The organism is Parvularcula mediterranea (genome assembly GCF_013085255.1).
In the GTDB taxonomy this organism is placed as follows: domain Bacteria; phylum Pseudomonadota; class Alphaproteobacteria; order Caulobacterales; family Parvularculaceae; genus Parvularcula; species Parvularcula mediterranea.
The window spans coordinates 851979-867394 of the sequence record NZ_JABFCX010000003.1 but is presented as its reverse complement, the minus strand read 5'-3'; the positions used below and the strand labels follow the sequence as shown (position 1 = coordinate 867394).

General features: G+C 61.5%; 16 protein-coding genes. 8 read left to right on the top strand and 8 right to left on the bottom strand.

Features of this window, described 5'->3' with window-relative positions; all coding sequences use genetic code 11:
• Window positions 1–70: 70 nt before the first annotated feature.
• Window positions 71–694, top strand: a complete 624-nt coding sequence (locus HK107_RS12970; RefSeq protein WP_173200465.1) for a YceI family protein — start codon at window positions 71–73, stop codon at window positions 692–694.
• A gap of 3 nt (window positions 695–697) precedes the next feature.
• On the opposite strand, the gene HK107_RS12965 is transcribed toward HK107_RS12970, so the two are convergent.
• From HK107_RS12965 to HK107_RS12940, 6 genes are all read right to left on the bottom strand, one after another.
• The gene (locus HK107_RS12965) at window positions 698–2197 is read right to left on the bottom strand and encodes a SpoVR family protein (protein ID WP_173200463.1); all 1500 of its coding nucleotides are present in this window, start codon (window positions 2195–2197) and stop codon (window positions 698–700) included.
• Window positions 2194–2601, bottom strand: a complete 408-nt coding sequence (locus HK107_RS12960; protein ID WP_173200461.1) for a rhodanese-like domain-containing protein — start codon at window positions 2599–2601, stop codon at window positions 2194–2196. Before HK107_RS12960 ends, HK107_RS12965 begins: the two co-directional genes overlap by 4 nt.
• 86 nt (window positions 2602–2687) lie before the next feature.
• Complete coding sequence (locus HK107_RS12955) at window positions 2688–3095, bottom strand: hypothetical protein (protein ID WP_173200459.1); 408 nt, start codon at window positions 3093–3095, stop codon at window positions 2688–2690.
• A 1-nt stretch (window position 3096) separates the two neighbouring features.
• A complete protein-coding gene (locus tag HK107_RS12950; protein ID WP_173200457.1) occupies window positions 3097–4407 on the bottom strand; it encodes a YeaH/YhbH family protein in 1311 nt (436 codons plus the stop codon).
• A gap of 76 nt (window positions 4408–4483) precedes the next feature.
• Window positions 4484–5332, bottom strand: a complete 849-nt coding sequence (locus HK107_RS12945; RefSeq protein WP_173200455.1) for a hypothetical protein — start codon at window positions 5330–5332, stop codon at window positions 4484–4486.
• Window positions 5333–5662: 330 nt separating this feature from the next.
• Window positions 5663–6364, bottom strand: a complete 702-nt coding sequence (locus tag HK107_RS12940) for a fused DSP-PTPase phosphatase/NAD kinase-like protein (protein WP_173200453.1) — start codon at window positions 6362–6364, stop codon at window positions 5663–5665.
• A 113-nt stretch (window positions 6365–6477) separates the two neighbouring features.
• On the opposite strand from HK107_RS12940, the gene HK107_RS12935 reads away from it, so the two are divergent.
• Together HK107_RS12935 and HK107_RS12930 are read left to right on the top strand one after the other, a co-directional pair.
• On the top strand, window positions 6478–7944 hold the full coding sequence (locus tag HK107_RS12935) for an alpha/beta fold hydrolase (RefSeq protein ID WP_173200451.1): 1467 nt from the start codon (window positions 6478–6480) through the stop codon (window positions 7942–7944).
• Between the two features lie 59 nt (window positions 7945–8003).
• Window positions 8004–8351, top strand: coding sequence for a hypothetical protein (locus HK107_RS12930; RefSeq protein ID WP_173200449.1), 348 nt, complete (start codon window positions 8004–8006; stop codon window positions 8349–8351).
• On the opposite strand, the gene HK107_RS12925 is transcribed toward HK107_RS12930, so the two are convergent.
• Entirely contained in the window at window positions 8348–9718 is a 1371-nt protein-coding gene (locus HK107_RS12925) for an ammonium transporter family protein (RefSeq protein WP_173200447.1), read from the bottom strand. The two genes, HK107_RS12930 and HK107_RS12925, sit on opposite strands and share 4 nt — an antisense overlap.
• A gap of 284 nt (window positions 9719–10002) precedes the next feature.
• On the opposite strand from HK107_RS12925, the gene HK107_RS12920 reads away from it, so the two are divergent.
• The 5 genes from HK107_RS12920 (at window position 10003) to HK107_RS12900 (ending at window position 14315) form a co-directional block, all read left to right on the top strand.
• Window positions 10003–10590: a LemA family protein gene (locus tag HK107_RS12920; RefSeq protein WP_198912410.1), complete on the top strand. Its 588-nt coding sequence runs from the start codon at window positions 10003–10005 to the stop codon at window positions 10588–10590.
• 4 nt (window positions 10591–10594) lie between these two features.
• Window positions 10595–11407 (top strand): TPM domain-containing protein, encoded by an 813-nt coding sequence (locus HK107_RS12915; RefSeq protein ID WP_173200444.1) that lies wholly within the window; start codon window positions 10595–10597, stop codon window positions 11405–11407.
• Entirely contained in the window at window positions 11401–12015 is a 615-nt protein-coding gene (locus HK107_RS12910; protein WP_173200442.1) for a hypothetical protein, read from the top strand. Before HK107_RS12915 ends, HK107_RS12910 begins: the two co-directional genes overlap by 7 nt.
• Window positions 12016–12107: 92 nt before the next feature.
• Window positions 12108–13253, top strand: a complete 1146-nt coding sequence (locus HK107_RS12905; protein ID WP_173200439.1) for a serine hydrolase domain-containing protein — start codon at window positions 12108–12110, stop codon at window positions 13251–13253.
• Between the two features lie 237 nt (window positions 13254–13490).
• Window positions 13491–14315: a type IV pili methyl-accepting chemotaxis transducer N-terminal domain-containing protein gene (locus HK107_RS12900; protein ID WP_173200437.1), complete on the top strand. Its 825-nt coding sequence runs from the start codon at window positions 13491–13493 to the stop codon at window positions 14313–14315.
• Between the two features lie 89 nt (window positions 14316–14404).
• Here HK107_RS12900 and rpoH read toward each other — a convergent pair whose 3' ends face one another.
• Window positions 14405–15322 (bottom strand): RNA polymerase sigma factor RpoH, encoded by a 918-nt coding sequence (rpoH, locus tag HK107_RS12895; protein ID WP_173200435.1) that lies wholly within the window; start codon window positions 15320–15322, stop codon window positions 14405–14407.
• Between the last annotated feature and the right edge of the window lie 94 nt (window positions 15323–15416).

The window sequence follows — 15416 nt, the reverse complement described above, 5'->3', positions numbered from 1 at the left end:
CGAGACGCCCCCTTGCGCTGCGCTACCATTGTCGAGCACACTCACTCATCTTCTGAAAGGGAGGACTGTCATGGTGCACGGGCGTAAGAGACTTGCCTTCAGCTTGGCTTTCCTTTTGGCGGCCTGCGCGACCAGTGCGCCGCAGCCAGCCAACTCCCTGACCGTCGAGGCCCTCAGGACCCTGCCGACGCAGACCTATGCTCTCGCGCCTGCCGATGCCTCGATCCAGTTCTCCGCGCGGCCTGTCGCGTTTCCGGCCGTCAACGGGACCTTTTCGAAGTTCGACGGCGCGGTCGATATCGTCATGGCCTCCGAAGACGAGGTGAACGTGCAGGCGACTGTGGACCTCTCGTCCGTCGAAATCGGCAATCAGTGGTCGGAGAACCTCGTCAAGTCTGAAGGCTGGTTCAATGTCGAGGAGCACCCGAAGGCGATCTTTTCGGGCGCGCTCAAGGGCTGGAGCGGCACGGGCCTTGGCACTGTCGAGGGGCAGCTGACCATCCGGGGCGTGACCAAGCCTGCTACCTTCTCGATCCTCCTCGACTGCGAAGACCTTCGTCAGTGTCCGAAGGACCAGGTCGGCTTCATGGGTGAGATCGAGCTCAGCCGGTCGGAATTCGGCATGACCGAAATGCGCGCCCTCGTCCGCGACAAGGTGCAACTCACCTTCGCAGGGTCACTGGTGGCAAAGTAAGGCTTAGGCCTCAGCCTTCTCCTGCTCGAGGGTCACGTCGTAGCCCCAGAGGAATTTGAGGTGGGTCATCACCGCTTCCTTCGACTTCGGATTGAGGACGCGGTCCTTATAGACCGTATGCCTGATCTTCAGTGTACGGTCGCCTTCGAGATCGGCGCCGATGACCTGTAGGTTCGGCTCGTGCATGCCGAGGTCATACATGGATGCGAGGCTGTTCCGCACGTCGCGGTAGCCCCGCTCATCATGGATCGCGTTGACCCGGTAGTAGGGCTTCCGGCCATCATCGCCTAGGGCGAAGAAGCCGAAATCACGGATGACCTTGGGCGAGAGATATTGCTGGATGAAGCTCTCATCGCGGAAGTTCTCCCACGCATAGCGCAGCTCCGCGCGCCAGTCGCCGTGGCCTGCCATGGCCGGGAACCACTCGCGGTCTTCCTCGGTCGGGTCCGTCACGATACGGACGATGTCCTCCATCATCGCGAAGCCAAGCGCATAGGGATTGATGCCCGAATAGCGGCGGTCATCGAACTCCGGCTGGAAGACGACGGAGCTGTGCGAATGCAGGAATTCGAGGATCGCGCCGTCAGTGATCTGGCCCCGGCGATGCAGCTCGTTCATGATGTAGTGGTGCACGAAGGTCGCGCAGCCTTCGTTCATCACCTTGGTCTGCTTCTGGGGGTAGAAATACTGGCTGACGTTCCTCACGATACGGATGAGTTCGCGCTGCCATGGCCGCAAGGACGGTGACGCCTTCTCGACAAAGTAGAGGAGGTTCTCCTCCGGCAGCTTGATGTTCCGCACCTCGCCGAGCCGGGCTTCGGCGGCTTCGGGGTCTTCCTCACGCTGGGGCAGGGTGCGCCAGAGGTCGTTGAAGTTCTCGCGCTCATGCTCGAGCCGCGCTTCGACCTTGGCCATCGCCTCGGTCTGCGACAGCTTAGGCGGACGGTTGTAGCGGAAGACGCCTTGGTCCTGCAGCGCATGGGCCGCGTCGAGGGTCTGCTCGACCGCTTCCCAACCATATTCGTCCTCACACTTCGCAATATATTTCTTGGCGAAGTCGAGATAGGTCAGGATCGAGGAAGCATCCGTCCACTGACGGAAAAGGTAGTTGTTCTTGAAGAAGTGGTTGTGGCCGAAACAGGCGTGGGCCATCACCAACGCCTGCATCGTCATGGAGTTCTCCTCCATGAGATAGGCGATACACGGATCAGAATTGATCACGATCTCGTACGCAAGGCCCGTATAGCCCTTCTGGTAGTTCATCGAGTCCCGGGCGAACGCTTTGCCGAAGGACCAGTGGCGGTACATCAGCGGCATGCCGTGGGAGGAGTATGCGTCGAGCATCTGCTCGGAGGTGATGATCTCGATCTGGTTCTTGTAGACGTCGAGGCCGAGATCATTGAGGCCGATATCCTCGATCGCGTCGAAGCTCCGCTGCAAATCCTCGAAGGTCCAGGCTGCCTCGTCCCAGAGGAGTTTCTCGCTCTTCAGTGTGGCGCTCATTCTGTCGCCTCCTTGCTCTCGGTCACGGTCGGCAGACCGGCCTTCCGCCAGGCTACGATACCGCCGTCGAGATGATAAATGGTTTCAGGCCCGAGGTCCTTTAAGATCCGCACAGCCCGCGAGGACCGCCCGCCTGTCTTGCAATGGACGAGGTAGGCATTGCTCTTCTCGAGCTTCTCGAGCCGCTCCCGGAACCCCGGCGCGAAATAGTTGATTTGCGTCGCGCCCTCGATATGGCCAGCCCGGTACTCGCCCCGCGTCCGCACATCGAGAACGGTGATGTCCGGGTTCGCCTTGAGGACCTCAGCCGCTTCCTCCGCCGTCAGATGAATGACGCCGTTTTTCGGGGTGCCGATGTCAGGCGAGGCTGTGAAGAGGAGGAGGGCGGTGAGGAGGGGGAGCATGCGTTGTCCTTAGAGTGCAATTCGAACTGTTGCGCGACTACCTACGACGACGACAGCGGTGGGTCTGAGAACGATCAATCTTCTCATCACCAATCCACCCCGATCTGTGCAAGTCGATCCCTATGCCAACGATAGGACAGTAGAAGCCCGAGCACCGACACGCTTGTCGAGGCCAAAAACAACCAGAACCGAAATGTCTGAAGGGGCTTCTCCACATCGCTTCCTATGAGGTGCGCCACCGGCCGGCTCATATCAAGTGCGTGAACGACTGAATCTCCAGTCAGTATCGAAGCAACAAATAGATACGACAGTATACTGAGGGCGCACAAGGCCGTCGCAAGAGCGATGGACGACATCAGTACCAGAGATTTCTTGATCGAAACAGACGACATTTCCGCCAACAACCGGAAGCTGAGCTGAAAAAACAAATGACCGACTAGGCAGCCCAAACCAGCAAGAGCCGCCAGCAATAAGGTGCTCACTAAAAGGAACATCTCACGCCGCCTTCCCCTTCCGCTCCTTCGAAAACAGCTCGCGGAACACCGGGAAGATGTCCCTTGGGTGGGCGATCCGTGTCTGGGCGAAGCGGTCGTCCGTGATCGAACGGTAGGCGCGCCAGAGTTCGGCGCCGGCGTCGGGGTCGGAGAAGACGTCCATCTCACGCTCGTCGAGGATCTCGATATAGGCGTAGTACTGAAGGATTGGCAGGACTTCCTCGTTGAGGAGCTGGACACAGCGCTGGGCGTCGCCGGACTGGGTGTAGCCGTCCGAGGCTTGCGCCACGTAGATGTTCCAGTCCTGGGTCGGGTAACGGTCTCGCTGGATCTCCTGCATCACTTCGATCGCGGTGCTGACGATCGTACCGCCTGACTGGCGGGAGTAGAAGAAGGTTTCCTCGTCCACTTCCTCCGCATGGTGCGTATGCCGAATGAAGACGACGTCCACTTTCTCGTACCGCTTCTGGAGGAAGAGGTAGAGGAGCATGTAGAACCGCTTGGCGAGGTCCTTCTCGCGCTCACCCATCGAGCCCGAAACGTCCATCAGGCAGAACATGACGGCTGCGGTCGTCGGGATCGGCTGGGGCGAGAAGGCGTTGTAGCGCACGTCCAGCGGGTCGATATAGGGCGCCCAGCGCCGGCGCGCTTCAAGCTCTTCGAGCTTGGCGAGCACCGCTTTTTGCTCGGCAATCTGTTCTTCGGTGGGCTGAGCGACCCTTTCAAGCGCGAAAAGCCGCTCCTTCAGCTCACTGATCTCCGCGCCCGAAGGTCGCTTGAGGGCAAGCCGACGCCCATGGGCATTCTTCATGGTGCGGACGAGGTTGAGATTGGTTGGCGCCCCGGTGACCGTGACCCCTGCGCGGCGCCACTTCCACGCGGTCATTTCCTTGAGGGAGGTCTTGACGAGGTTTGGCAGCTCCAGATCCTCGAAGAAGATATCGAGGAACTCCTCCTGGGTGAGGGTGAAGGAGAAATTGTCCTCTCCATCCCCCGAGTCAGACGCGTCCTTGCCGCCCTTGCCCCCGCCCTGGGGCGGTTTTCTCAGGCGGTCGCCGGTGGTGAATTCCTTGTTGCCTGGATGGACATGCTGCCGCTGTCCCGATGCGCCATCGAGGCGGAAGCGCGGCTCGGCTGTCGATTTCGAAGGGATCGAGATCTTCCCGGACTTGTCGAGTTCCTTCACCGACCGATCACGGAGCGAGCGGTTCACCGCCTCCTTGATCTGGCCCTTGGCGCGCCGGAAAAAGCGCTGCCGATTGCCGAGCGACTTGCCCTTGGGATTGAGGCGGCGATCAATGAAGTGCGACATGGCTACCAGAGTAACCATAATTGCTAACCAAGTCCCCTAGGGGCGACATGAAACTCTCGGGAGATTTATCCCCGCGCTATTTTCTATCGCCGACCAGCTCGTCAATCCGCGATCCGCGCGACATGGTCTGCCCGTAAAGAAGCCTGATGATGCCCTCGGTCTCGGATTGGACGTTTCGGGTCAGGTGCCTGGCGATCTCGGGATCAATCGAACCCTCTTCCGCCAGCGGATTGTGCGTCTTGAGGGCCTCTTCGTAGAGCTCGAGGTCCTTGTCAGGATCGCCCGTGACCTCGCCAATACGCTGGAGAATGCTTGCCGATGCAGCCGGGGAGCCGCCCGCGTCACGCAAGGTCGCGAGGTTCAGGCCGTCGAGGACCTGGGGCCGCTGTCGCGCTACGCCATTGTAGATCGAGAACATGATCGTTCGCGCGTCGTGGTCAAACGACATCGAGAAGCTCTGGTGCTCCAGCATCAGGCTGAAGCCCTCGTAGCGGACGCCTTCGACACCCGCGATGAAACGGAGGCCACCCTTGCCGTCCTCGCCGATGAGGCAAAGGTCATGGATGAACCGGCCGGGGAGGTCGAAGGACGCCCGGGTCGAGCGCCAGAGGCCGCAATAGCTTTTGCCCCGGTACGCAATCTGCTGCCGGGAGGCTTCGAGAAAGCTGGCCGGGATCATATCGCCGAAGGGGGAGGAGGCTGCAGGCTGCTCCGCGCCGATGAGACCCGCAAAGCTCGTCAGGTCCCGCTCCCAGTCGAGGACGGTGAAGCCATCGATTCGCTCGCCGATATAGCGGGTCAGCTTAGCAAGATTGTGTTCGGAAGGGTTCACCGCGCCCGACGCCCAACGGCCGACGAGCGACTTATCCACATTGAGGCCAGCCGCCAGTCCGGTGCGGCTGACCACGAGGATCTTCAGGATCATCCTTAGTTTTTCAGGAAAATCTCGAATGGCCATCGCGGTGCAATATACGCCCATGCAACCTGATGCAACCCCTGGCGCACGCCGCTGCGCCTTCACGCGAACGCGAGCGTAGCCCAAACCGGGGACAGCTCAGGCCCCACCCGGCAATGAGCGTGATTGCCGACCCGGCCAGCTTTGAGGGGAGAGGGCCGGGGGCAGTCACGAAAAGGATGAAGCAGCTCCGCGGGCTATCCCCCGCACCGGTTGCAGCATCCGGGGAACGCAAGTTTCTGGGCGCGAGAGGCGCTATCCCGCAACTCAGCGACAGAAGCTTGCGTTCCCGCTTTTCTTCTATTCCCGGCGAAGGATCTTTTCGGTGAGGAGGCTTCCGAGCGCCTGCGGCTCGAAGCTCGCGCGGATGGCGTCGCGATCATAGTCAGTGCCGATCCACTCAAGAAAATGCTCGCGGTTCGGCTCGACGCCGTCGGCCTTTGCCCGGGCTTCGTAGGTGTCGATGAAGTGGTCGAGGACGCCCGTCTTGCCCTGCTTGATGTGGCCAAACTTGAAGGAGAGCTGTTCGCGGGCTTCGGCGATCGGCTTCTCCTGTTTCAGGAATTCGTAGAGGAAGCTCCCGATCCCGGCCCGGTCCGCGCCTGATTTGCAGTGCATCAGCGCCGGGTACTCCATCTCGCGGAAGAGGCGGTCGATCTCGAAGATGAATTCGGGCTTCGGCGCCTCGCGGGAGTAAGCACGCAGGTCGACCATCTCGATCCCCGCCTCGCGGCAGGCCTCACGCTCGAGATGCCAGTAGCCGGGCTGCCGCGGGTTGTTCCTGAGGCCACGCAGGTTGATGATCGTCTTGAGGCCCCGGCCTGCCCACTCCTTGATGTCTTTCGGGGAGGGCTGAGCCGAGCGGACCATCTCATCGGAGATCCAGTGCTCGTTCTTCGAGACCTTCCGCATGAAGCCGTGGTCGACGAGCCAAAGAGATCTCCAGGCATCCTTGCGGCCCTGGGGCGTATCAAACTCTTCCGGCAACATGAAAATACTCATGGCGAAAGGCTTTGCCCGCCGCCGCTGGGGTGAGCAAGAGGGCTTCGCCTGACCTCGATTGCCGAAAGCCGTCTGAAAGTTTAACATGCGTTAGCGTTATAGGGGGCGCGGCAATGGTCAGGCTCATCACGGTTCATGGGACCTTCGCGGGAAGGGACTCCGACACTGGCGAAAGCTGGTGGCAGAAGGGCTCGCCTTTCATGGTCGAGCTTCAGAATCACGTGGCCGAAGACCTTGAGATTGCTCCGTTCCATTGGTCGGGCGCTAACTCCGAGGTTGATCGCCGCCGTACCGGGACCAAGCTGGCGAGCGCTATCCATGACTGCGAGGACCCGCCGATTGTTGTCGGGCACAGCCATGGCGGCTCCGCTGCGATTCAGGCGCTGCTGCTTCTCTATCTGAGGCGCGGGCAGAAATGCTGCGACCTCGTTCGAGGGTTCGTCACGGTCGGTACTCCGATGTTCCGGTTCAGGCCGAACCGGAACCCGTTTTCTCGCTTTGACGTTGCTGGCCGTCTGATGCTGCTCGTGGCGCTCGGATTGATCACGGTGAAGATCGCCGAGATGGCGACCGGTACCTATGCCGGTGAGCGGATCAGGAATTTCGGCGGCGGCATCAACGAGTTCGTGCTCTCGGTGGAGTTCATCCTCGCTGCGGTCATTCTCGTGGTGCTCTACGCCTACAGTTTCCGGAACACGCGGCGGCAGAAGATCTTCCGGGATAATACGCTCGCGGAGCATTTTTCCGACCGGTACGTGGCCCTGAACCATGATCAGGACGAAGCCATCAATGGGCTGATCAAGGCCAAAACCGTCTCGCCGAAGCTCATCAAGATGAAGACCGTGTTCGTGGCGCTCTTCTCCTCGATGAGCTTTGTATTCGTTGGTTTTTTCTTCCTGATGCATGCGCTGGACCTGCAAGGGCTGTCACCGCCGACGGCGCTGGCGGACGGCTTTGTCGCGCTCCAGGAGGAGGTGATCGATCCGGCCGAGGATGCGATTTATGCGGGCGCTGCCGCGGCTGAGCCCGGCGGTGTTGCCGACCGCATCTTTCAGTCGGAGGCCCTGAGCGGTGTGCTCGGTCTCTTCGCGCTGGTTCCTGTCGGTACGCTGATCATCCTCTCCGCAGGGATCGCGTTGCTGGTGTCGCTGGTGGCGACGCCGGGCCTCTCGGCTTTCCTGACGGCCCAGCTGAAGAGTCAGAGCTTCGGTGATGACGGCTTCGGTGAGACGATCGATCAGGTCGCCCCGGGTCTCGACTTCAGTCAGCCCACCGTGGGCACGCTGCCCAAGGCGGTTCAGCAGGAGATGATCTCCGCCTCGACCAACGATGCCGGTGAGGCGATCCAGCGGCTTCGAGAGCTTCTCTCGTCAGGTGAGCTGCTCGATTCTAAAGGTGCGGACCTTGTGGCGCAGTCCATGAAGTTTGAGCGGTCGGAGCTCCTTCACAACGCCTATTTCCATTCGCCGCTCTTTGCGAAGCAGCTGGCGGCGGAGCTGATTGTCCGCTTCGGCCTGACGCCGACGCCTTCGTTCGAGAGCGATGTCATCCTGAGAGACCTGCGGCACAAGCTCGCCTGACGGAAAAGGGAAGGGGTCGGGGATTGGCTCTTTCGCAGGCCCGGCGCTATTTCCCCGCCATGAGCACCACGCCCGAACAGCCTGACCCCCGCGATGACGCCGCGCCAGAGACCCTGACCTATGGCGGGGGCGAGGCGGAGGCAGAGCCTCGGGAGGCACTCCCCGCCCAAGAAAAAAGCGCCCGTGGACGGGCGCTTCGGATGATGGGCTGGACGATTGGCGTGCTTGTTCTCGTGGTCGTGCTCGCCGTTCTCTTTGTCCCTGCCCAGTTCCTGGAGATGCGGCTCTCAGTTCTTCTGAAACTGGGAGCCGGGGTGCTGGCGACGATTGTTCTCGCCGCCGGGCTCATGGCCACTGCGTTCTATTCGGACGCGAGTGGCCATGATGATGACGCGCCGGGCGTCTAGGCGCCGACTGGCGCTGCGCCAGGGGCGGAGCCTGCAGCAGGCGTAGCCGGAGCCGTGGTGACCGTGTCCGACGGCCACTCGGGATAGGCCGAGAGACCCATCTCACCCATGTCGAGACCATCGCGCTCATGCTCCACATCCGAGCGAATGCCGGAGGTGTATTTGAGGACGGCCCAGACGATCGCCGAAGCTGCCGAGACAAAGGCACCGATGGCGATTACGCCAAGGAACTGCACGCCGAAGCTCGCGTCAGGGTTCGACAGCGGCACAACCATGGTGCCCCAGATGCCTGCAAAGAGGTGAGCCGGGATAGCGCCGACCACGTCGTCGATCTTCAGCTTGTCGAGGAGCGGAACACCGCCGACCACGATGGCGCCGCCGACACCGCCGATGAACGCCGCGAGCGGCATCGAAGGCATGAGAGGCTCTGCCGTGATCGCCACGAGGCCGCCGATGGCGCCGTTGAGGGCGAAGGGCAGGATGACCCGGCCGTAGATGACCTGGCTGAGGCCCACGGCGACGAGGACGCCGGCCGCTGCTGCGAGGTTCGTTTTGATGAAGACATCAGAGACCTGCGTCGCCGCTTCGACGGTGCCAAGGGCGAGAACCGAGCCGCCATTGAAGCCGAACCAGCCGAGCCACAGGATGAACGTGCCGAGGGTCGCAAGCGGCAGGTTCGAGCCCGGGAAGGGCGCGACTTCGCCGTTCTTGCCGTACTTGCCTTCACGCGCGCCGAGGAAGAGGGCGCCCATGAGCGCTGCCCAGCCGCCGGTCGAGTGAACGAGGGTCGAGCCTGCAAAGTCCGAGAAGCCGAGGCCGTCGAGCCAGCCTGCGCCCCACTCCCACGAAGCCTGCACCGGGTAGATGACACCGGTGAGGACCGCGACGAACGCGAGGAACGGCCAGAGCTTGATGCGCTCAGCCAGGGTGCCGGAGACGATCGACGCCGCGGTCGCGACGAAAACCATCTGGAAGTACCAGTCGGAGCTGGCCGCGTAGCCGGTCTCGAGATCCGCTTCGCCTGCACCGCCCCAGAAGGCCCCTGCGAAACCGAAGACGCCGTTGAACTCGCCCGGGTAGGTGATGTTGTAGCCGATCAGCCAGAACATGATGCCCGCGATGGCGAAAAGCGAGATATTCTTGAGGCAGATCGTGGCTGCGTTCTTGGAGCGGACGAGGCCGACCTCCAGCATGCAGAAGCCTGCGGCCATGAACATCACGACCATGCCGGCCACGAGGAACAGGAAGCTGTTGAAGATGAAAGCGACTTCGGGCGTCACCGCGGGTGCCGCCTCCTGAGCCGATGCCACGCCGACGCTCAAGAGCGCGGGTAGCGAGAGTGAGAGGAGTTTGGCGATCCGCCGCATTGATGGAGTTCCCTTTTCGCAACCGCGAAAGGAAAAAGGCATTTCATGCGATAGGCAAGGCCATAATTGACAGAAGCCTGCAAGTGTAACGTTTCCGCAACATAGTGTGCGCTGCACGCGCTCGCAGGCGCAAAATATGGCCTCCTGAGCGGATGAGTCCTTGGAGGCCCGAAATCTGAGCGTTTCGGCCGCTGCGATGTGGAAAAGTTCCAAGCTGCGAAAAGGCGGCTGCGTTGCACCCCGTCAGGCCCTATATGCGACCTGTTGGCCACCAGGAGAGACCGATGCGCCTCATTGCCCTCATCATGTCCGCCGTGATGCTCGCCTCGTGCGGGATCAACGATGTCCCGGACAAGAAGAACAATCTCGATGCCTCGTGGTCCGAGGTCCAGAACCAGTACCAGCGCCGCTCCGACCTGATCCCGAACCTCGTGAACACCGTCGAGGGTTTCGCGCGTCAGGAGCGCGAGGTGCTCCGCGAGGTTACCGAAGCGCGGGCCAGCGCGAGCCAGATCCAGCTCTCCGTTGATGACCTGACGGACCCCGCCAAGCTTGCCCAGTTCGAAGCGGCGCAGGAGCGGCTTTCGGGTGCACTCTCTAGGCTCCTCGTGACCGTGGAGCGCTACCCTGACCTCAAATCGAACCAGAACTTCCTTGCGCTGCAGTCCCAGCTCGAAGGCACCGAGAACAGGATCGCCGTGGCGCGGCGCGACTATATCGAGAGCGTCCGCATTTATAATCGCGAGTTCATGGTGCTGCCTGACCGCTGGGTCGCGGCGATCTTCAACGGCCAGTATGAGAAGGCTGCCACCTTCGAAGCCGTGCCCGAAGCGCAGACCGCGCCGACCGTGAGCTTCGGCGACGACGGCTGACCCGTTGCGCTTTCTGATCATCATTGTCCTGAGCTTTGGCCTCGCCTCGGCTCAGGATTTCCCGGAGCTGACAGGCCGCGTGGTCGATGCGGCGGGCATCCTTTCGCCCCAGGCCGAAGCCTCGCTGACGCAAAAGCTTGCGGCATGGGAGGAGCAGTCCTCCGACCAGATCGTCGTGGTGACAGTCGCTGACCTTCAGGGCCTTCCGATTGAGCGCTATGGCGTGGAGCTTGGCCGCGCATGGGGGATTGGCGTGGCGGATGGCGAGGATGGGAGGTCTCTCGACAATGGCGCGCTGCTGATCGTCGCGCCGAACGACCGTGCCCTGAGGATTGAGGTTGGCTACGGCCTTGAGGGGACCCTGACGGACGCGCTGTCTGACGTGATCATTCGTGAGCGTATCGTTCCCTCCTTTCGATCTGGCGATTTCAACACGGGCGTCATCCAAGGCGTGGATGGGATGCTTACTGTCCTGAAGGGTGAAGAGGCCGAATGGCTCGACCGCCGCCGCCGCGCTGGCGAAAGGCCTGTGGCCGAGAGCGAGGGTCAATTCCCCTGGCCGCTCGTCATTTTCATCGTGATTTTCGTTCTCCCCTCTATCTTCCGTTCACGGAGGGGCATCGTCTATGTTAGCGACCGCAAACGGCGCAGACGCTATGGCGGCAATGGCGATGCCCTGGCTTGGATCATTGCCAGCGAGCTCGCCAAGGGCGCGTCCCGAAGTGGCGGCTGGTCCAGCGGGGGCGGAGGCTTCGGAGGCGGTTTCTCCGGAGGCGGAGGAAGTTTCGGCGGAGGAGGAGCTTCAGGCTCATGGTAGACATCATCACCGACAGCGAACGCGCCGAGCTCGAAGCTGCCGTCAAGGACGCAGAAACCCGGACCAGCGCAGAAATCGTCCTGATGGTCAGGAAAGGCGCCACCGACTACGCGTCCGTGGAGACGATGGCGGCGGCGGTTGCGTCGCTTGCCCTCCCGGCCGTGCTGCTTCCGTTCACCCAGATCCCAGCGCTGATCATCTGGATCGCGCAGCTGCTTCTCTTCGCCATCCTCGCAGCCGTCTTGCCCATGCTGGCAGCAGGACGCTTCTTCGTGGGTAAGGACCGGGTCAGCCGGGACGTGAAAGCGGCGGCGCAGGCAGAATTCTTCGCCCACGGATTAAGGCGAACGACAGCGCGGGCAGCGGTCCTTGTCTTCGTCTCCCTGCGCGAGCACCGCGTCGAAATCCTGCCCGATGACGCAGCCCGCGAGGCCGTCGAACCCAAGGCATGGGAGGAACTCGCGGCCAGGCTCTCGGAGAAAATGGCCGCTGACCGGATGACCGAAGGGCTGAAAGACACAGCGCACCAGCTGGCGGATCTCTTGGGTCCAAGCCTGCCGCGAGAGCCTGGGTCGGACGACGAGCTTCCGGGTGTGATTGTTCACTGAGTGACGGGTTCGTGGCGCACTGCAGCCATCCTCTGGAACACCTCGCCTGACGTCCCTATCTTTGATCGGCTTTCAGGGAAGGAAGACGCGTCGTGATCAGAGCATCCATCATTCTAGGGACCGCGGCACTGGCCGCAGGCTGTAGCCAGGAGGCCACCGAAGCCCCAGCGCTGGAGCCCACGGAAACCGAGGCTGAGGCCGTCGCTGCTGAGGTTCGCCGTCTCGACGGGGTCGCTGTTGGGACTGAAGAGATCGACGCCTTTTTCAACGGCTTCATCGCCAGCGGTGCCGTGCCGGGACTTTCGGTGGCGATCATCAACGACAATGAGATCGTCTACTCGCGCAATCTCGGGCTCGCCAATGTTGAGGCGGGGGAACCGATTGGGGACGACACGCTTTTCGAAGCTGCTTCGCTCTCCAAGCCACTGTTTGGTATGCTGACGGTCAAGCTCGCAGAAGAGGGCGTTCTCGACCTCTCTAAGCCGCTCTATGAGTACTATCCGCACCCGGACCTGACCGATGACCCCCGCGCCCAAGAGATCACCGCGCGCATGGTGCTGAGCCATCAGACGGGGCTTCCCAATTGGCGCTGGAGCGATCCAGAAAACGTCCTCAGGTTCCAGGCGGACCCAGGGGAGGCCTTCATCTACTCTGGCGAAGGTTATGAATATCTCGAAGAGGTGCTGAAGCACAATCTCGATACGGATGATCTTGGCCTTGATGAAGTCTTCGTCGACCGGATCGCCGGGCCCGCCGGGCTTCGCGATACGACGTTCGTGCAGTCAGACGGTGAGACGGACCGGAAGGCGACGGGCTATGATGATGGTGCGGCGCTTGAGCCTGACCTCGACTATGGCGGCGAAGACAGCGGCTTCGGTGCTGCGCACTCCGTCCATTCGACCGCTGACGATTACGCCAAGGCTATGATCGCGTTCATGGAGGGCGACATCCTCTCCGACGAGGCGACGGCCACCTTCCTTGAAGGACAGAACTCCCCGATCCCGGAGGACGAGCCATCTCGCGCGCTTGGCCTCGTTGACTGGGCGCTCGGTTTCTCCGTCTACGAAACGCCGTTTGGCTATCTCTACACCCACGGCGGGAACAATTCGGGCTACACGAGCTTCGTCATGGTCAGCCCGGAGAATGGCTGGGGCTATACCTTCTTCACTAATGAAGATCAGGCCAATGATGAGATGATCGCCGCTGCGATGTACCTGACCGGAGCCGCGGATCAGTAGTAGACAAAAGTTGCTTCAGTTTTATGAGAATTGTCTGCTTTCGGAGGATTCTCAATCAGAGCCTTCGCTTATGATAAAGACAGAGGGTGTGCGGACATTTGTTTGCCGCTCTCATCTAATTTTAGACTAATCGGTAGTCGTCGCTTTACCAAGAGAGCCTTTGTGTGGCTCCGGGGGAAAGCTGCGAGATAATCCGTGTTAGATATTATTGCTACTGCCATTTTTACACCTTTTATGATGAGCGCTTCGGGTGCATCTCTCGACACTGCCGCCGTGAGCCAGGACGGGCGGGCCAGGATCAACCTTGCTGGCCGCCAGCGCATGCTGTCCCAGAAGATGGCGAAGGCTTCCTGCATGATCGCGATCGATACGGGTGCGAAAGAGGCGCTCGAAGAGCTCCGTTCGGCCCATGCTGCCTTTCGACAGGTTCTCCGGGGACTGAAGGATGGAGACCCGGAGCTAGGGCTTCTGCCTGAGCGTGATGAGCGGGTGCTTGAGCTGCTTGCCGACGTCGAGGCCCTTTGGCTGCCCTTCTCCGGTGCTGTCGAAGAGGTCCTCTCTCAAGGGAGTGCAGAGCTCGCCAGTCTCGAAAGCCTCGGCCAGCAGAGTAACGCGCTCCTCAAGCGGATGAATGACGCCGTCAGCTTGATAGAGACGGTTCATGCACTTGGCGGGAATGTCGAGCCTGTCAGGGGGCGGACGATCAACGTTGCCGGACGCCAGCGGATGCTCTCCCAGAAGGCTGCGAAGGAGCTCTGCTTCGTGAAGGCTGGGCAGGGGGCGGACGTCAATCGCAAAGCCCTTATGCAGACAGCGGCAACGTTTGAGACCTCACACGCCTCGCTCCAAGGCGGTACAGACGGAATGCTGCAGCCTAAGGGCATCGCCGCGGTTGGGCTTGGAAAAGTGGATGCAATCTACCGCGGCCTTGCGCCGATTTACACGGCTGCCATCGACGGATCCCTGCCCACCGACGAGGAGATGGCCAAGGTCGCAACCCAGAGCAATCGCCTCCTCAGGGAAATGAACCGCGTGGTCTACGCCTACACCGTGCTCGACTGACCTGCGAGCGCGCTAGGCGCCCAAGCGCCCGACCGGGCGCCGGCCGGTCGGGCCGCCCCGTCGGAGGCGCCGCGCGCCGTGAGACAAAGCTAACCGGCTTTAGCAGTGCCCTGGCGCATTTGCTTGTCGAGCTTCTTCATGGCCTTTTGGAGCTTCTCGAAGGCGCGGACCTCGATCTGGCGGATGCGTTCGCGGGATACTCCGTACTCGCCAGAGAGCTCTTCGAGGGTCTTGGGATCCTCCGTGAGCCGACGTTCCTGGAGGATGTGCTGCTCGCGCTCGTTGAGCTCGCCCATGGCGGTTTGGAGGAGCTCCATCCGCGTGTCGAACTCGTCGTCCTTGGCAAGCTGGGCCTCGGCGTTGACGGCGTTCTCGTCGACGAGCCAGTCCTGCCATTCGGCGGTGCCTTCGCCATCGCCGCGCATGGGCGAGTTGAGGGAGTTGTCGCCGCCCGCCATGCGGCGGTTCATCGAGACGACGTCGTCCTCGCTGACGCCGAGCTTGGTGGCGATGAAATCGACTTCCTCAGGCTTGAGGTCGCCCTCGTCGACGGCATCGATCTGGCCCTTGATCTTGCGCAGGTTGAAGAAAAGCTTCTTCTGGGCCGCCGTGGTGCCGATCTTCACGAGGGACCAGGAGCGCAGGATGTATTCCTGGATCGCGGCCCTGATCCACCACATGGCGTAGGTGGAGAGGCGGAAGCCCTTCTCAGGGTCGAACTTCTTCACCGCCTGCATGAGGCCGACATTGCCCTCGGAGATGACCTCGCCGGTGGGCAGGCCGTAGCCTCTATAGCCCATGGCGATCTTGGCCACGAGGCGCAGGTGCGAGGTGATCAGCTGCTTCGCCGCATCCGGGTCGTCATGCTCCAGGAAACGCTTGGCGAGCATGTATTCCTGGTTCTTCTCGAGCATCGGAAACTTCCGGATTTCCGAGAGATAGCGGCTGAGACCGCCTTCAGGCGTCAGCGGCGCACCGCTTGTGGTGGTGAGGGCATTACCGGCCATGAATGATGTTCCCACGTCTTACGCTTGATAATGAACACAAGCGCTCATTCGTCGTCTTCACGGATATGGTGACGCATCGGCCAGATTGGAACCC